Source organism: Methanospirillum sp. (assembly GCF_028679455.1).
Classification (GTDB): Archaea; Halobacteriota; Methanomicrobia; order Methanomicrobiales; family Methanospirillaceae; genus Methanospirillum.
The window spans coordinates 1-17,436 of sequence record NZ_JAJRBM010000139.1; the positions used below are offsets into that span (position 1 = coordinate 1).

The 17,436-nt window shown below is 49.4% G+C and carries 15 protein-coding genes; 12 read left to right on the top strand and 3 right to left on the bottom strand.

Going from position 1 to position 17,436, the window contains the following annotated elements:
• The first annotated feature begins 123 nt into the window (after positions 1-123).
• Positions 124-1,134 carry an NADH:flavin oxidoreductase gene (locus LUQ50_RS04680; protein ID WP_300036917.1) on the top strand — a complete coding sequence of 337 codons (1,011 nt, stop codon included), beginning with the start codon at positions 124-126 and terminating at the stop codon, positions 1,132-1,134.
• Positions 1,135-1,174: 40 nt separating this feature from the next.
• On the opposite strand, the gene LUQ50_RS04685 is transcribed toward LUQ50_RS04680, so the two are convergent.
• Positions 1,175-2,017 carry a cupin domain-containing protein gene (locus tag LUQ50_RS04685; RefSeq protein ID WP_300036920.1) on the bottom strand — a complete coding sequence of 281 codons (843 nt, stop codon included), beginning with the start codon at positions 2,015-2,017 and terminating at the stop codon, positions 1,175-1,177.
• 163 nt (positions 2,018-2,180) lie between these two features.
• Here LUQ50_RS04685 and LUQ50_RS04690 point away from each other — a divergent pair, with 163 nt between their 5' ends.
• From LUQ50_RS04690 to LUQ50_RS04730, 9 genes are all read left to right on the top strand, one after another.
• Positions 2,181-2,966 (top strand): AAA family ATPase, encoded by a 786-nt coding sequence (locus LUQ50_RS04690; protein ID WP_300036923.1) that lies wholly within the window; start codon positions 2,181-2,183, stop codon positions 2,964-2,966.
• Positions 2,967-2,980: 14 nt separating this feature from the next.
• Entirely contained in the window at positions 2,981-3,742 is a 762-nt protein-coding gene (locus LUQ50_RS04695) for an AAA family ATPase (RefSeq protein ID WP_300036925.1), read from the top strand.
• 267 nt (positions 3,743-4,009) lie between these two features.
• Positions 4,010-4,885, top strand: coding sequence for a hypothetical protein (locus LUQ50_RS04700; protein ID WP_300036928.1), 876 nt, complete (start codon positions 4,010-4,012; stop codon positions 4,883-4,885).
• Between the two features lie 179 nt (positions 4,886-5,064).
• Positions 5,065-7,419 (top strand): CO dehydrogenase/acetyl-CoA synthase complex subunit alpha, encoded by a 2,355-nt coding sequence (gene cdhA, locus LUQ50_RS04705; protein WP_300036933.1) that lies wholly within the window; start codon positions 5,065-5,067, stop codon positions 7,417-7,419.
• Positions 7,420-7,425: 6 nt separating this feature from the next.
• Positions 7,426-7,974, top strand: a complete 549-nt coding sequence (cdhB, locus tag LUQ50_RS04710; protein WP_300036936.1) for a CO dehydrogenase/acetyl-CoA synthase complex subunit epsilon — start codon at positions 7,426-7,428, stop codon at positions 7,972-7,974.
• On the top strand, positions 7,967-9,385 hold the full coding sequence (gene cdhC / locus LUQ50_RS04715; protein WP_300036939.1) for a CO dehydrogenase/CO-methylating acetyl-CoA synthase complex subunit beta: 1,419 nt from the start codon (positions 7,967-7,969) through the stop codon (positions 9,383-9,385). Before cdhB ends, cdhC begins: the two co-directional genes overlap by 8 nt.
• Entirely contained in the window at positions 9,385-10,644 is a 1,260-nt protein-coding gene (cdhD, locus tag LUQ50_RS04720; protein WP_300036942.1) for a CO dehydrogenase/acetyl-CoA synthase subunit delta, read from the top strand. Before cdhC ends, cdhD begins: the two co-directional genes overlap by 1 nt.
• Before the next feature lie 3 nt (positions 10,645-10,647).
• Positions 10,648-12,087 (top strand): acetyl-CoA decarbonylase/synthase complex subunit gamma, encoded by a 1,440-nt coding sequence (gene acsC / locus LUQ50_RS04725; protein ID WP_300036945.1) that lies wholly within the window; start codon positions 10,648-10,650, stop codon positions 12,085-12,087.
• Between the two features lie 37 nt (positions 12,088-12,124).
• On the top strand, positions 12,125-14,020 hold the full coding sequence (locus LUQ50_RS04730) for an ASKHA domain-containing protein (RefSeq protein ID WP_300036948.1): 1,896 nt from the start codon (positions 12,125-12,127) through the stop codon (positions 14,018-14,020).
• Here the strand turns inward: LUQ50_RS04730 and LUQ50_RS04735 are convergent.
• Together LUQ50_RS04735 and LUQ50_RS04740 are read right to left on the bottom strand one after the other, a co-directional pair.
• Complete coding sequence (locus tag LUQ50_RS04735) at positions 13,997-14,896, bottom strand: VOC family protein (protein WP_300036951.1); 900 nt, start codon at positions 14,894-14,896, stop codon at positions 13,997-13,999. The genes LUQ50_RS04730 and LUQ50_RS04735 overlap by 24 nt on opposite strands.
• A 59-nt stretch (positions 14,897-14,955) precedes the next feature.
• Complete coding sequence (locus LUQ50_RS04740) at positions 14,956-15,396, bottom strand: META domain-containing protein (RefSeq protein WP_300036954.1); 441 nt, start codon at positions 15,394-15,396, stop codon at positions 14,956-14,958.
• 312 nt (positions 15,397-15,708) lie between these two features.
• On the opposite strand from LUQ50_RS04740, the gene ercA reads away from it, so the two are divergent.
• Together ercA and LUQ50_RS04750 are read left to right on the top strand one after the other, a co-directional pair.
• Positions 15,709-16,872 (top strand): alcohol dehydrogenase-like regulatory protein ErcA, encoded by a 1,164-nt coding sequence (gene ercA, locus LUQ50_RS04745; RefSeq protein WP_300036956.1) that lies wholly within the window; start codon positions 15,709-15,711, stop codon positions 16,870-16,872.
• On the top strand, positions 16,856-17,436 hold a 581-nt coding region (locus tag LUQ50_RS04750; RefSeq protein WP_300036959.1), incomplete at its 3' end, for a PAS domain S-box protein. The genes ercA and LUQ50_RS04750, both read left to right, overlap by 17 nt.

The window sequence follows — 17,436 nt, forward strand, 5'->3', positions numbered from 1 at the left end:
AAAAATTTACTTTTTTCGATTTGAATTAAAAAACGGGAGTAAATATGAGAATCGATGTCCAAATTCTCCCTGAAAGACGAATAAACAACTAAAAAATTTTTGCAGAATCACAGATGATTTATCATGCGAACCCTGTTTGATACAACCAAAATAGGCAACATTACTCTGAAAAACAGATTTGTCAGGTCGGCCACCTGGGAGGCTATGGCTGATAAAAGCGGTCATCCCACCGAACGCCTGACAAGAGTATATGAAGATCTCGCCAAAGGGGAGATCGGCCTGATCATCACCGGAGCAACGACCATAGTCCCTGATCCCACAGGTCTTCCGGGTATGATGAGCATTTCCGATGACTCATACATTCCCGGATATCTTAACATGACATCAGGAATTCACCAGCATGGTGTTCCAGTGATAATGCAGATCACGTTTGTGGGAAGAGGTGGCAACTGGCAGACACCAGGAGGTTCTACTCTACATGAACTCTACGCAATCTCTCGGGTATACAGTGAGGCGGCAGTACGAGCAAAAATGTCCGGTTTTGAAGGGATACAGATTCATGCAGGTCATGGATACTTTTTAAGCCAGTTTTTAAGTTCAAAGAAGAACACACGGACCGACATGTATGGAGGCTCAGTCGCAAACCGGGCCAGATACATTCTAGAGATATATGACGAGATCCGTTCCAGGGTTGGAAACGACTTCGGGATTTTTGTCAAGATCAACTGTGGAGATTTCGAGGACGAAGAAGATGGGGTCTTTGAAGCCTGCCAGTATGCCTGCAAACAGTTATCAGCCCGGGGCATTGATGGAGTAGAGATCACCGGTGGAGCGAGTAAAGGGCTTCCTCTACCGCCAAGAGGAAGTTATTCTGAGTCCGTGTTCAGAGACTATGCAGCCAGAATTGCCGAAGAGATAGAGACACCAGTTATCATGGTTGGAATGAACCGGAGTCTTGCGATCATGACCGATCTCCTGAACAAAACTAAAATTTCCTACTTCTCCTTGTCACGTCCCTTCATCAGGGAACCTGACCTAGTTCAAACCTGGAAGGAACATCCAGAAACTGAAGCGGCATGCATATCATGTGATGCATGCAGGAAACAAGAGGCAACCGTTTGTCCATTCAGATAAGAACAAAAAATTTTTAATATAACAAAAAAAGTAAAGCCTATCAACAGGTTGAGGAAACAGAGTAGTCCTCATCCGGTTTGTAATAGGGTTCTGTAACAAGGAGATATTTCAGGTCAGATGTTGCAGTAAGTTCTTGAACTGCAGTGGGAGGAATATAAAAGGCATCACCGGGATTGAGATTTTGAGGAGCACATCCGACAGTAAGTGTCCCGGATCCTTCAAGAATATAACCAGTCTCCCCACTCTTCAGGTAATGGGAACCGATTATATGCCCAACTGGAAGTGAAACAATTGCCAGGTCATATGACAGGGGAAGAACATCCCCATTTGTGTCAAGTACCCGGTAGACACTAAAGCCTGTTTTATCGGTTTCATTTCCGAACAGAACAGGAGAAATATCACCAGATGACTTCCTGTATAGTTTTTGCGTCAGATTGCCCTCTCCTATGGCCGGTAATGAAAGAACAGATATGAAGGTGAGCGTTTCATTCCCGACATTTTCAACAATCATCACCGATCCTTTGGGAACCACAACGACATCACCAGCCGATGCATGTACAGACGACTCATCTGCCGATACCTGGGCACTACCAGTGAGAAGGTAGAGTGCTTCAGGAGCAGGGCGGGTTGCATCTGGGCTGAACGCAGCACCTGATTTTACCGGAATAATTGCAAATGAGGACGGAACTCCGTTTGGCAATGACTGGTTCAGAAGCTGCAAGATGTCGATACCAGCAGAATTATCAGGTAAATTCAGGTTCAGATCATCTGCAGGAATGACTGTGCCGGAAACATGACTGCCATTACCTGGGTCTGCAAAAGCTGCCTGAACAGACAGAAGTACTGCTAATGAAAGTATGAGACATGCAGAGATGCGATTCATATGCATACGAATTGTTCTGGTGCTACATATTTAACCTTCACAGATGAGAAAACTCTGATCGGAGGAGACGCCCGTATCACGAACCTTGTTGAGTTGTTTATACCATGAGAAACCATCATATTGGAAAATTGAGTATGTACTGCATTAACCGCAGGAAGATCTGATGAAAATAGCAGTAGCAGGAAAGGGTGGAGTGGGAAAGACATTCATTGCCGGTACACTTGCCTGCACGTATGCAGCAAAAGGCCTGAAAACCATCGCAATTGATGCTGATACCTCCCCAAACCTTGCTCTAACTCTGGGTATGACACCGGAAGATGCAGCCAGGATTCTTCCAATTGCTGAAAACCAACAGCTCATTGATGAGAAGACAAAGACGGATTACCCTGGGGTCTTCAAATTATCGTACACAGTTGACGACATTGTATCATCCCAGGCTGTCCCGACCCCGTGTGGTGTGCAGCTCCTTGTTATGGGTATGGTCAGAGCAATGGGAGCAGGATGTGCTTGTCCTGCTCATAATCTTGTTCGGACACTGACATCACATCTCTTTGTGGAACGTAAAGAGGTCCTGATCATGGACATGGAGGCGGGAGTCGAACACCTCGGAAGAGGAACCGCAAAAAATGTTGATATCCTGCTTATCATCACTGATGCACACCAGGCTTCACTAGTAACAGCAGAAAGGATCGTAAACCTTGCATGGCCTGCAGGAATACCAAAGATTGCATATGTAGCAAATAAAGTAACCAACACCGATGTTAAGGCCAGAATCTACGAATCTGCGAGTAACCATAATGTTCCAGTCCTTGGATGTATACCACATGATCAGGATATTCTCACCTCGGGGATGTTAGGAAAACCCGTCACCACTGAAGCAGGATACAAAGCAGTGGCAGCAGTCCGAACTCTTGCAGAAACCCTTGAACAGAATTTTCTGTCAAACTAGCATTTTATAGTACCATGAAGATTATCGTAACCATGGGCCGGGGTGGTACCGGCAAAACCAGTTTTGTCAGCATGATGGCTGATTACTTCATCAGAAAAGGAGACGCCCCCCTGCTCCTTGTTGATCTGGATCCCGATCAGAACCTTGGTGAGATGATTGGTGTTGATCTTGAAGCAGAAGGGAGAATGACCGTTGCAGAACTTCTGGAAGACACTTTCATCGGGAAAGGTGGAACAACCGTGGGAGTTGCCCCATCTGATCGGATTGAGCACCGGATCTGGAGAGACGGGCTCTATGAAGGGAAGAGTTTTGATTTTCTTGCGCTTGGAACCAAATGGGTCGAAGGGTGCTACTGCATGCCTGATGCAGCACTTCGTGATGCACTTTCACGGCTAACCAAGCAATATATGTATGTCCTCATCGATGCTCCGGGTGGTCTGGAACACCTCAACCGTCGGGTGACTGCCGATGTGGATGAGATATTTGATATCATAGGCCCATCCAGTAAATCGTTTGCCCATCTCCTCCGGGCCCGCCGTGTTGCCGAAGAATCGGGAATTCATTGGAAGAACTTCTCCAGTATTGGTGGTTTTCTCTTTCCTGAATCGCTTGGAGAACGCGCCAAAGAGATCAATGAAATTCGGTACCTGGGCAAGATTGCTCAGGATGACGAGGTCGCACAACGGGTCATAGAAGGGCTTTCACTGATTGGACTGGACCACAATCTTCCCGGCCCTGATTCAGTCAGATTGATTCTTCAGGCTGCAGGGTACTAATTTCAACTAACCGCTAATAATTAATAATTTTTAAATCAGGCCCTTTCTACAGAAAATTGAGGGAGAAGAAACCTTTTATTTGATTGCCTCTAAGTTCTAGAACACTTCTCTATTCTTGAGCGATTGTTTTCCCTTACCTGCAACAATAGTATCTTATATGATTGTGGGGGAAGCGGATTTCTGGATAACGGCAAATATATATTGCCCAAGATCCAACCTGTTTGAGTTGATGCTCAAAGTATCAGCATAAACTGTAGGAGCACTGTAATGAAATTCGGATACATAGCAACTATTGCACTTATTGCCCTCGTGGCAATCGTCGGTTTTGCATCAGCAGACCGGCTTCCAAATGCAACTCCGGAAAACCAGTTATTTTCTATTGACACCGTTATCGACGCAACTGGTGCAGTCGATGACAAGTCCACCATGTCCTGGGTAATTTCAAATCCAGGTGCAACTCCAACCGGCATTCTCGAGAAAGGTCAGTCAATTGCTGACGTCACCTTCAAGGATGCAATTCTGACCAACGGTGGAAAGATTGCAGAGAACAAGAACTTCGACTTTAACTCCCAGAACCAGTTAAAAGGTCTGTACAACATTGAGTCACAGAAGGTTCTGACCTATGCAAGCACCGAAGGTGCACACATGGTCGGCGAAGAGGAGTACACCCTTTCCGTTGCAGGCAACTACGCAGATGCTGATGACAACATCCGCTGTGTCTTCTCAACTAACCACGGCGGTATCCTTCCGGCATTCTGTAACATCGTCTCTGCAAAGAGCAGCCTCGTCAATGTAAACAGCGCTCAGATCTCAACCAAGGGTCAGATCCGCGCAGTTGCAGAGACCGCTGATGTTCCAGCAGGTCTGAACTACCAGATCGCAGTCACCCCTGATGCAAACTCAGGCAGTGGCTTTGCAGAAGGATCCGTGAAGACTGTCTTCGCAGGCAGCATCATGGAAGCCCGTGATGGTGGCGACACCAACTACAACTACGATGGTTCCGCAGCTTCTGACTACAAGACTGCAACCTGGAACAAGACCGCAGCAACTAACACCTGGAAAGACACTACTGAAGTGACCGGCGGCATCAAGACCCTCCAGAAGGCCTTTGCATACCAGTCCGGCTTCCAGAAGTTAAGTTAAAAATAATTCTTCCTCTTTTTTTCGAAACTATCTCCAATAAAACCTGGGATCGTGAACTTCAGGTTTATTCGAAGCAAAATCCTTTATTCTGATTTCTCCCTGAACTGCTCATCATCCATCCCCAGGGTATACGCTAATTAAGTCTGATACTCCTATTATACCTCAGAACACTCCGGCCGATGACTGTGAACAGGAAAAACGTATCAATTACCTTAGGTGAAGCAAAAACTGCAGCAGGAACACTTCGTGACCTTAAGGTATCGATTGGTTCGGTGCGCGAAAACCAGTGGAATGAAGAGCAGGGGCCGACCCCGTTTCCCGCACATACCGATCTCAGAACCTGGGATCGCATGCTCCTATCCCGCTACAAACCATTATATCTCCCATTCTGCGATCTCTGCTGTCTGTGCACCTATGGGAAATGTGATCTCTCGGGTGGAAAAAAAGGAGCATGCGGTATCAGGATGGAAGCCCAGCAGTCACGTATCGTGCTGCTTGCTGCCTGTATTGGTGCTGCTACCCATGTTAGCCACGCCCGACATCTCATAACACACCTCATCGATACGTACGGCCGACGCAAGCCAATCAATATCGGGGACGCATCAATCGATACAGAAGCACCCATAATCAGACTCGTCTGTGGGATTAAACCGGAAACGCTCGGGGATCTTAAGATCGTTCTTGATTACTGTGAACGTCAGATCACTGAACTGCTTGCTGCTGCCCACACCGGCCAGGAAGGGGATGCTATTGATTTCGAGTCCAAGGTATTTCATGCCGGCACAATGGATCATGTTGGTCTGGAAGTGGCAGATATCGCCCAGATCTCTTCATTCTCATTCCCAAAGGCAGATCCTGATGCCTCCCTCGTCGAACTCGGGCTTGGAACGGTAGATTCCACAAAACCGGTCATTCTCGTGGTCGGCCATAATGTTCCTCCTGCCATCGGTATTATCGATTATGCACGGGAGCAGAACCTGAGTGGTAGTATTGAGATCACCGGGATCTGTTGCACTGCCATCGATCTGACCAGATACGATCCGACGGCAAGAATCATCGGGCCGATATCCTGGCAACTCCGCTATATCAGGAGTGGTCTTCCTGATCTGATCGTGGTCGATGAACAATGTGTAAGGGCTGATCTTCTTGATGAGGCACAAAAAATCCATGCCCCATTGATCGCTACCAGTTCTATGAACTGCTCAGGTCTGCCTGACCGGACTGGAGATGACCCGGAAGAAATAATTGCAGATCTAGTGAGTGGAAAAACTCCCGGAGTTCTCATCCTGGATCCTGAAAAGGTAGGGGAGGTCGTGGTCAGGACTGCGATGGCGGTGATGGAGCAGCGAAGAGGGTTCAGGACTATCCCGACACCGGAAGAACTATTCGAACTGGCAAAGCGATGTAGCGGATGCCAGGAGTGTATGCGGGTCTGCCCGGCGGGTATGCCTCTTGCCATCGCGATGCAACAGGCAGGGAATGGGGATCCTGCAGCACTCGCTTCCCTCTATGATACCTGTATCGGATGCGGAAAGTGCGAGGATGCCTGTACCAAAGAAATCCCGGTTCATAGTGTCATCCTGGCCGCTTCAGATGAAACAATGCAATCAGAACGGTTTAATATCCGTGCCGGTCGCGGAGCGATACAGGATATTGAAATCAGGGAGGTTGGCGGTCCGATTGTTCTTGGAGAGATCCCAGGAATCATTGCCTTTGTCGGTTGTGCAAACTATGAGAACGGGGTTGCAGAAGTGGCAGAAATGGCACGGGAGTTTGCCCGCCGAAGATATATCGTAGTTACGTCGGGATGTTCTGCAATGGCGATCGGGATGCACCGCAACGAAGATGGACAGACCCCGTACGAAGAGTTTCATGGAAGGTTTGATGCTGGAGGAATTGTGAACGTCGGTTCCTGTGTCTCGAACGCTCATATCGCTGGTGCAACCATCAAGATTGCCAGCATCTTTGCAAAACGCAAGCTCAGGGGAAATTACGAAGAGATCGCTGATTACGTATACAACCGGGTAGGTGCAGTAGGAATCGCCTGGGGAGCGATGTCGCAGAAGGCAGCAGCCATTGCAGCAGGGTTCTGGAGGCTTGGGATCCCGGTAATCGTGGGGCCCCACGGATCCAAATACCGAAGGATGCTACTTGGGAGAAGGGACAAACCCGAAGACTGGCTGGTGTATGATTCCCGGACTGGTGAGAAGGTGGAGGTGGGACCGGTTCCCGAGCACCTCTTCATCGCTGCTGAGACACCCGAAGAAGCGATGACGCTTGCAGCTAAACTCTGTATGCGTCCGAATGATACATCACGGGGCAGATCGATGAAACTAACCAATTATATTGATCTGTACAAACGACTGTACAACCAGATGCCTGATGATATCAATCTCTTTGTCAGGTCACCTGCAGATATTCCGGTCACCATGAAGGAGCAGATACTCCCGATTCTTGAGCAGAAAGGGTATCATGAACACCCGATACCAAATCCAACCCTGCTGAAATCGCAGATTCGAACGGTAAAGGAGTGATCACCAGTGGCAGGAGATGATGCATGGATGCGGGCGGAGATGGGAGGAACCTCACGTGCATCGGTGATTGGGAAACCAGAGGTTGTAGGAGCACTCCTCAAACGGGCAAAACGCCCACTCTTCATCGTCGGTCATGAGGTAACTGCAACCGGACTTGCGAGTGGACCTCTTACCAGGTTCATGAAAGCAGGATCCACAATCCGGCATATCCCGGTAATCGCGACATCATCAACCGCCAGGGATCTCATTGCAGAAGGGATCCAGGTAGCGGCAATTATGGGAAGCATGGAGATTATTGATCGGCTCAGGGATCCGGAGTGGAAGGGGTTTGACGGGCAGGGATCCTATGACCTGATTTTTCTGGCCGGACTTCCTTACCAGTTCTGCTGGACGCTTCTTTCCGGTCTTCGGAACGGAGCACCAGCGTTGAAGACCGTTACCCTGGATCCAAAGTATCATCCACACGCATCCTGGTCATTTGGCAACATGGCTACGGGTCCGTGGCAGGAACAACTACAGGCAATTACTGCTCTGCTTGAGGAGAAGCATGTTTGAGGATATTCCGGTAGAAGTCGGCCTGGTCTTTGAAGGCGAACGAATTCGAAAAGAGGATATGCAGATCGAACTCGGCGGGCCGAAGGTCGACCAGAAATTTGAGATCGTGCTGGTCAGAAATCCCGATGCCATAGAGGATGGAAAAATATCAATCATCGGGCCTGATCTCAAAGATATCCCGCAGGGTTCCCACGTCAGATTTGGCCTCCTTGTTGAGGTTGCCGGATCAAATCTGGAAGAGGATCTTGAAGGAGTCCTTGAACGCCGGATTCATGAGTACATGAACTATATTCAGGGAGTCATGCACCTGAACCAGCGCTATGACATCTGGATTCGGGTAGGAAAAAAATCCTACGCAAAGGGGCTTGATAGTTTCACCGATATCGGGAAGGCAATCGAACGTCTGTACCGGAGCGAACTTGCACTTATTGAGAAGATACAAATCACCTTTCTGACCGGGGGAGACTATTTTGAGTCTCTTTATGCGATGGCCAGGGAACGGTACGAACTCCGTGATGCACGGGCACGGGGAATTTCTGATGAAGAAGTTGACACCTTTTACGGATGTGCCCTCTGCCAGTCCTTTGCCCCGTCACATATCTGTGTAATCACCCCTGAACGTTATGCAAACTGTGGGGCAATCAGTTGGTTTGATGGCCGGGCAGCAGCACGGATGGACCCGGAAGGACCAATCTTTCCTATCGCCAGGGATACCTGTATCGATCCTGAGAAAGGAGAATATGCAGGTATCAATGAACATGCCAGGAAGCGCTCGATGGGCGAGGTGAACCGGGTATACCTCTATTCTGCTTTTGGATACCCGCATACATCATGTGGCTGTTTTGAGGCTATCGCTTTCTATATACCAGAGGTTGAAGGATTCGGGATTGTTCACCGGAGGTTCCCAGGCCCTACCGTGAACGGGCTGCCGTTCTCAACCCTTGCCGACTCAACTGCAGGGGGAAGGCAGGTCGAAGGATTTCACGGTATATCACTTGAGTACATGCGATCCCGGAAATTTCTGTGTGCAGACGGGGGATGGAATGCCATTGTGTGGATGCCAAAGGAGATTAAGGAGAGCCTTACCGGTTTTATCCCCGAAGATATCGCGGGAAAGATTGCAACCGAGGCAGATGCATCAGATGTCCTTGCACTGGAAGAATTCCTGAAAAGAAAGAATCATCCCGTCACTGAACAATGGCCGGATTCGACACAGGTATCCACGGAACAGTCAGAATCATCCTCTGCTTCGCAATTCACCGGAGCAGGGGGCCAGGGACCGGTGTTTGTTGCAGGAGAGCTACCGATAACAACCGGCGGGGTGAAGATCATCCTGAAAAATGCAAAGATATTTGCAGAAAAGGTGATCATCAGACCACTTGAGAAGGATGGAAAAGGGGGAACAAAGTAATGGCAGATGAACCAGATCTCTCCGGATTACTCAGGTTCCTCGGACCCGGAATCGCAGATCTCCTGGCAGGCAGGGAAATTATCCTGGAGAACGTGGAGCTGGATCTTGCCGAACTTGAACTCACCATCCCGGTTGGAGGAGCACCCGTGTATCTTCCCGGTCTTTCCATTCCAGCCGGATCATCCGGAGCGTTACCCCAGGTTCAGGGAATGGATCGAACCAGGTGGCCGACTGAACTCGTACGGGAATCATTCTCTGCAACACCGGACAGGTATCCTGCTCAGATCCGTGAGGTCACGCTTGGTGCAACCAAAGGAGAAGGAGGAACCAGGGGGAGTACCATTACCGTGGGCGGGGCACGAACACCACCATTTACGAACCCGGCCGTGCCCCCTGCCCATCCCCCGGTTATTGCGATGGATGTCTTTGATACCCCGTTTTCAATGCCAAAGGCACTGAAAAATCACCTTACCGAGGTGATCGGTGATCCAGCCGCATGGGCGAAGATGAATGTCGAAAAGTACGGGGCAGACATGGTCACCATTCATCTACTCAGCACAGATCCTTTAATCAAAGATGCCAGCCCACGGGAAGCTTCAAAGACAGTTGAAGAGGTCCTGCAGGCAGTTGATGTCCCGATCATCATCGGCGGCTGTGGAGATCCCAAAAAAGATGCACAGACCTTTGTGGAGATCGCTGAAATGGCAGATGGCGAACGGCTCCTGCTCAACTCAGTAACTGCTGATATGGCAGATGCAAAGACCCTGGAACCAGTTGCACAAGCAGCAGACAAACATGGTCACTGTATCCTAGCTTTCACCGGTCTCGACCTGAACAGTGCCAAAGAACTAAACCGACGTCTGTATCAATTTTTCCCTGCAGACCGGATCCTGAATGATCTGACAACCGTGGCTCTTGGATACGGCCTCGAATATTCATTCACCATCCATGAACGGGCACGGACTGCTGGTCTGATGGGGGATAGCGAACTGCAGCATCCAACGATATCAGCAGCAACAAATGCATGGTCTGCCCGGGAAGCATGGATGGATCTTGGCCCGCGATTCGGATCTCCAGACTTCCGGGGGCCGATATGGGAGACGATTGGAAGTCTGACACTGCTTCTTGCCGGAGTGGATCTCTTCCTGATGATGCATCCGCTTGCGGTCTCAACCATGCGGGATGTATCGTCGCGATTGATCGCAGGTACTGCAGGAAAGGCGACATCAGAGGCAGCATGGGTCTCTGCCAGAATGTAGGGGGTGACAAAGACGGCAGAAAAAAAGAAAGGGATTCGCGAGATCAGCCCGATTGACGTATACAAACTGCTGCCACGGACTAACTGCGGAGAGTGCGGTGTTCCAAACTGCATGGCATTTGCCACCAAAGTGGTGAACGGAGAAGTAGTAATTGAGGGATGCCCACCGATTCTTACCGCCCGGTACCAGGATGCACATGCCAAACTCGGAGAACTGCTTGCACCACCGATCCGGGCTGTCTTCATCGGAACCGGAGAACATGCAGTCACGATCGGGGGAAAACATGTCCTGCAAAGGCACGAATTCACCTATCAGAATCCTCCACCGATTGCAATCGATGTTTCTGACGAGATGGATCCTGCAGCGGTCAAAGCACGGGTAACCGAAATCAACGGATTTTCATACAGTTATATCGGCAGGACACTCTCGCTCGATGCAATTGCCGTTCGATCGGTGACCGGTGATCCCGAAAAATTCAAAGCAGTAGTAACCCAGGTTACCACAGGTTCGGATCTTCCACTCATACTCTGTGCTCATGATCCAACGGTGATGAGAGCAGGACTTGAGATAAACACCGGAAGACGCCCCCTCATCTATGCAGCGAACGGGAAGAACTGGAGAGAGATGGCTGATCTCGCGGTTACGTTTGGATCTCCGGTAGTAGCCTCTGTACCCGGGGATCTCTCCCTCCTCAGATCAATCGTGAAAACCCTGCAGGCATGCGGAATCAAAGAGATCATTCTGGACCCTGGAACATTTGGAGATGAAGGATTCGCTGGAACGGTTCATTCATTCTCAGCGATACGAAAAGCCGCATGCAAAGACGGCGATCCACTCTTCGGCCTTCCAATCCTGGGTACTCCGATCTCGGTCTGGACCGGCCAGGAACTGAGTGAAGAGATAAACCGGTGGCAGGAGGCATATACTGCTTCTATGCTGATGACCAGATACGCCGATCTGCTCATCATGCACAGCTTGGATGGCTGGGTGCTGCTCCCCCAGCTGATCTGGCGGTTCGGATTATACACCGACCCACGGAAACCGGTCTCGGTCGAACCGGGTCTGCGAACCTTCGGGGATCCGGGACCTGATTCACCAGTCCTGATCACCTCAAATTATGCCCTGACATTCTTTACAGTAGAATCAGATATCAAAACAGCCAAAACCGATTGCTATCTGATTGTGATCGAGACCGGCGGGCTCTCGGTCGAGGCTGCGGTTGCCGGGAGGTATCTGAATGCAGAAAAGATCACCGATGCGTTGCGTGAATCAGGCATTGAAAAAATGGTGAACCACCGGCATGTCATTCTGCCCGGGCTTGCAGCCAGGCTTTCAGGAGAAACTGAAGAGGCAAGCGGATGGCGGGTTCTGGTCGGACCCCGTGATTCTTCAGGGATCGGCAAGATGATTCGTGAACACTGGCCTGTGAAAGAAGAGTCCTGACTTTTAGACTGTGGATAATATGCAGGGAGATCGGTCCTTGGATACCCAGGTAAGGATCCTCTTCAACCCGATGAGCCGGATGGTTACCATGCCTTCGGGTCATACCGTCCTTGACGCTATCAGGGAGGCAGGGATCCAGTTTGAGGCGATTTGCGGGGGAAAGTCCCAGTGTGGTAAGTGCCGGGTTATCAGGATCACCGGGGACTGCTCAGAGGATGAGGATATCTGTTCCCAGTGTCTCAGTCCGGGAGAGAGGAGACGGGGGTATCACCTTGCCTGTCTGACCAGGGTATGGTCAGATGCAAAGTTTACGATTCCGGTAGAGTCACGAATCGATCAACCACAAATTCTCCTGACATCAAATGTAAAGGAGGGAGAGATTGAGCCTGCTGCCCGATGGTACCCGGTACAGGTGATCAGGGAGGGACCGTCTGCTCTGTTAGGCCCGTCGATCAGACTGAACGGGTATACCGGGCTCAAACCGGTTATCAGCAAGGATATTGCTGATAAGATCATAGCATCGCCAGGTTCTCCGGCTGTACTAATCACAACTGCCGGAGGAACTCCTGAGGTTATCGATCTCACTGATACCAGAGATTCAGGATCGGTATATGGGGTCGCCATTGATCTTGGAACCACCACGATTGCAGCACTCCTCGTGGATATCACCAACGGTAAGATTCTGGCCAGGGCTTCAGCACTGAACCGCCAGATCACCTATGGCGAAGAACTGGTCACCAGGATTGCAATCGGACGGAAACCATCCGGCCTTGCAGCACTCCGTTCTGCTGCTATCGGGAGCATAAACGAAGCCATCAGTAGGCTGGTCACCGATGCAGGAATTGAGTACGATGATGTAGCTGACTGCTGCATCGGTGGAAACACCGTAATGTGCTGGCTCTTTGCAGGTATCGATCCGACACCACTTGACTATGTGGATGCCGAGATAGATACAACCCCGATCAAGATTCGGGTTGAAGTATCAGGACTCAGCATACATCCAAAGGCATGGGTATGGTGCCTTCCTGCAGTAAGCAGGTTTGTCGGTGGTGATGCGGTTGGGGATCTGATTACTGCAGGGATGGATCGATCATCTGATATCTCCCTGCTTATTGACCTGGGAACCAACGGAGAGATAGTGCTTGGAAACCGGGACTGGCTGGCCTCGACCTCCTGTGCATCTGGCCCGGCATTTGAAGGGGCAGGACTGCGATGCGGTATGCGGGCAATGCTCGGGGCAATCGAACATGTGTCCATCGATAAGATAACCGGTGAAGCAACGGTGCAGGTCATCGGTGATACGCTTCCCAAAGGAATCTGTGGTTCGGGAATCATCGATGCTGCTCCGGCAATGGCTGCTGCAGGGATTCTTGATTTTACCGGAAAGATTGTTGAAGATGCTCCCGGGGTCAGGAACACAGAGGACGGGCCGGGTTATATTCTCGTTCCTGCCGATAAGTCAGGTACCGGGCGGGATATCATGATCACCAGGCAGGACATGGCATATCTGATGGATACTAAAGCAGCAGTTTGTGGGGCGATCAGTGTGCTCATGATGAAATACCACTTGAAGATCACCGATATCAGACATGTTCATCTTGCCGGTGCGTTCGGGACCTTTGGATCAATCGATCAACTGACTGAGTTCGGAATTATCCCGGAGTTCCCACAGGCAGAATTTCATCGGATCGGCAATGGGTCCCTGACCGGGGCATACCAGACCCTGATAGGGGTCGAAGAGAGAAGCCGGGCAGAGGAGATCGCAAGGAGAATGGGGTATATCGATCTTCTGGTTGATACCGATTTCATCGATGAATACTGGGCTGCCCTTCGGATTCCTGGAAAAGAGGAATTATTTCCTGAATATTACCGGACGATGTCCGGAACTCCGCAAACGAACGTCTTACTATCAGAGCGAGAGACCCCGCAGTGAGAGGGTTTCATCTTCTCCTTTTTTTAACTCAATATTTACCGGCCCATCATGCTTGGTTGTATCTGCATTCCTGATGATGGAGACTGATGACCCGTTCAGGGTATAGATGGTTCCTTTCTCATCCTGATTTCGCGAAACTCCTGGGAGCATTGCATCATAAAGAGGTAAGGTCTCTGCTGGATCCGTGACTGCAACGGTGATCGATCTGATCCCGGTTGCTCCATTTGCATGATACGAGGCATTCACTTCGGGAGCACGATAGGAACGCGGAGTTTCGTCAGCGATCAGGAACGGAAGAGCCATCGGGGTCTGGCTCAATGGAACATCGACATACCATGCTACCGTCTCTCCATCAGGACGGTTACGTGTCATTGCTATTGGGTACGAGAGATTCAACCCACTGGCTGCAACTAATGAAGGCTCCAGGGTGAGATTTAAGTCAGGGGAAGCGAGGGCAAAATCCCTCACCCCCGGACCCTCTGCCAGGTGAAGCATAAACCGCTTCTCCATCGGATCACTCTTGTTCATAGCCTCATCAAATATCCCGGTTGTAACCAGTTGATTCATCTGCATACTGAGGGCAGGATCTACCGGGGCAAATAACTCGATATAACTTCCATCCACAAAGGGGATCAGGGCATTATGGGTTTGTGCCCCGGGGAACTCCCCACCTGGAATGACCGTATACCCGGCATCTTTAAATTCTTCGATTGAACGATTAAGATCGCTGACTACCACCACAGCATGATCGATCTTCCAATCCTGGTTACGGGAAGTACTAGATTGGTCAATAATTCCTGCTTCAACTGGGATCAGAGCCATGAAAAGAAGGGAAAGAAAGAATACAAGTCTGAAGAAATGTGGGTACCGATTCATCAGTAGTAATGGACGTTAGAATCGCATATAATTCACGAGCCCAGGAAAGGTTGGATTGTCTATACCTTCACGGGTATGAAGGAGACCAGGAGTTCTTCATCGTCATCATACAGAAGAAGATCAGAACCGGTTGCCTGAAATAATGCAGTGTTCTTGAGATCCCTGACAAAGTCCTCTTCCTGGATACTCACCGAAGGTAAACAGGATTTCGTCGTCATCACCGGGCCAAGGATGATCAGTGCCCCGGCCGCTGAAGTATACTGGGTGTTGTAGGTGTTACATCCTGCAGTACCGGTGAGCGATTCCTCGGAGAATTGTGCGGTGATGGATGCATCAGGAAGAGGAACAGTGAGTATACCGCTGCCATTCAGATATTGCTCCACCACCCAGGTTCCTTCAGGAGAAGCAGCCGTTATGTTCTGTTCCGCTAAAACCGGGGCCGAGAGAAAAAGACAGAGTGTGAGAAAAAACCAGATTTGTATTGTTTTGGCCACCAACATACTTAGTTTCCTGAAAATAAGAGATTTGTCAGGAACTGACCCGGACACTAGAGATTTTTACCAAAATTTCAGAATGATCCATATAAGTAACAATCCTGATCCCCTGATGCAGCAATCCCTTATCCTGAAAAGGCAGGATAGGTAAGCATCACCTGATAAGCCATAAATCCTCCGGAACGATCATTATTCCGAACATTTCACATGACACTTACATCACCTAGATAAAGCCATCCGGAACAAAAAGAGGGAATTATATGATTTGGAGTCAACAGTAACCAATAGATCCGAATCATCGTGCAAGGGAAGCATCAGATGACTGATATCAGACATGAACTTAGAAAATTTGTTGCCCCTGAATTTGTAATTGGGGATGATGCCAGGGCCCTAACCGGAAGGTATGCAAGGAACTACGGGGCTACCCATGTTCTGGTAGTTACCGATCCACAGATGATGAGTACCCCCTGGATCCAGTTGATCTTTGAGAGCCTTGATGCAGAAGGGATCCAGTATACCATTTTTTCTGACGTTCTCCCAAATCCCCGTGATTTTGAGGTTATGACCGGTGCAGAGCGTTACCATGCTGCTGGATGTGATGCGATCATTGCAATCGGAGGGGGGAGTTCAATTGATTGTGCAAAAGGTATCGGGATTGTCGCCTCAAATAATTCCAATATTCTTGATTTTGAAGGGGTGGATAATATCCCGGTACCATCCCCTCCTCTGATCTGTATTCCGACAACAGCTGGATCTGCCGCCGATGTGTCACAGTTTGCAATCATCAATGATTCCCGGAAAAAAGTGAAGATCACCATTATCAGCAAAAAAATCGTCCCTGACATCTCTCTCATGGATCCGGTAACCCTTATGACACTCCCGGCAGCCTTGACTGCACATACCGGAATGGATGCAATCGTACATAGTATTGAAGCATATGTCTCAAATGCAAGTTCACCGGTGACTGATATTCATGCCCTTGAATCGATCAGGATTATGACTACCACTCTTCCACTTGCATGCCTGCACCCCGAAAACCTGGATTACCGGTACCAGACCATGCTCGGTTCTCTCCTTGCCGGTCTGGCATTTTCAAATGCAAGTTTGGGAATTGTCCATGCCATGGCTCATAGCCTTGGAGGGAAATTCGATCTTCCCCATGGAGAGTGCAATGCCCTGCTCCTGGAGGGTGCCATTGAATATAACTTCCCGGCTTGTCCTGAGCGTTACATCAACATAGGCAACGCTATGAACATAGTGTACACCTCGTCAGACCCTGAATCATGTAAGCAACAATTGATATCTGCCATTTCAAGATTGCGATCATCTCTGGGAATACCAAAAGGACTTAGAGAGTTCGGTATATCCACTGAAACTATCTCTTCTTTAGCCAACACTGCGATCCGTGATCCGTGTCTGGCCACGAACCCAAAAGAAACGACAATTAGCGACATCGAGCAGATATATGCCAGATCATTCTGATAACGTGCCGGATTGGAAAAATCAGCGGGCAAAGATCATCGGACTTGGTGAATCATCGGTCAGGAAAAATTACTATCCTGAGCTGCAGGAACGGCTTAATGAACTTGAAAAAGTAAATAAGGCGCTGCAGGAACGGACTGAGGATCTCGAATCGTTAAATGAAGAACTGATGGCAGAGATCCAGGAGCGGAAGACTATGGAAGAGGCACTCCGCGAGAGTCAGGAGCGGTTCAGGGCTGTCTTTGAAAACGCAAATGATTCTATCTTTCTTTATGACTACCTTCCTGACTTGACCCCCCTTCCCTTTATCGATGTGAACAGGAGAGCATATGAGCGTCTTGGATACACCTATGATGAACTGCTCTGCCTGACACCCTGGGATATCATTGCAGAAGGATGCTGGAATAAGTACCGGGGACAGATTAAGAATGTTTACCAACATGGTCACGCTGTGTATGAAGTGATCCATGTAAGCAGAAACGGTGAGAGGATTCCTATGGAGGTCAGTTCCCATCTCTTCACCTTCAGAGGCAGAAAACTACTCCTCTCCATCACTCGTGACAT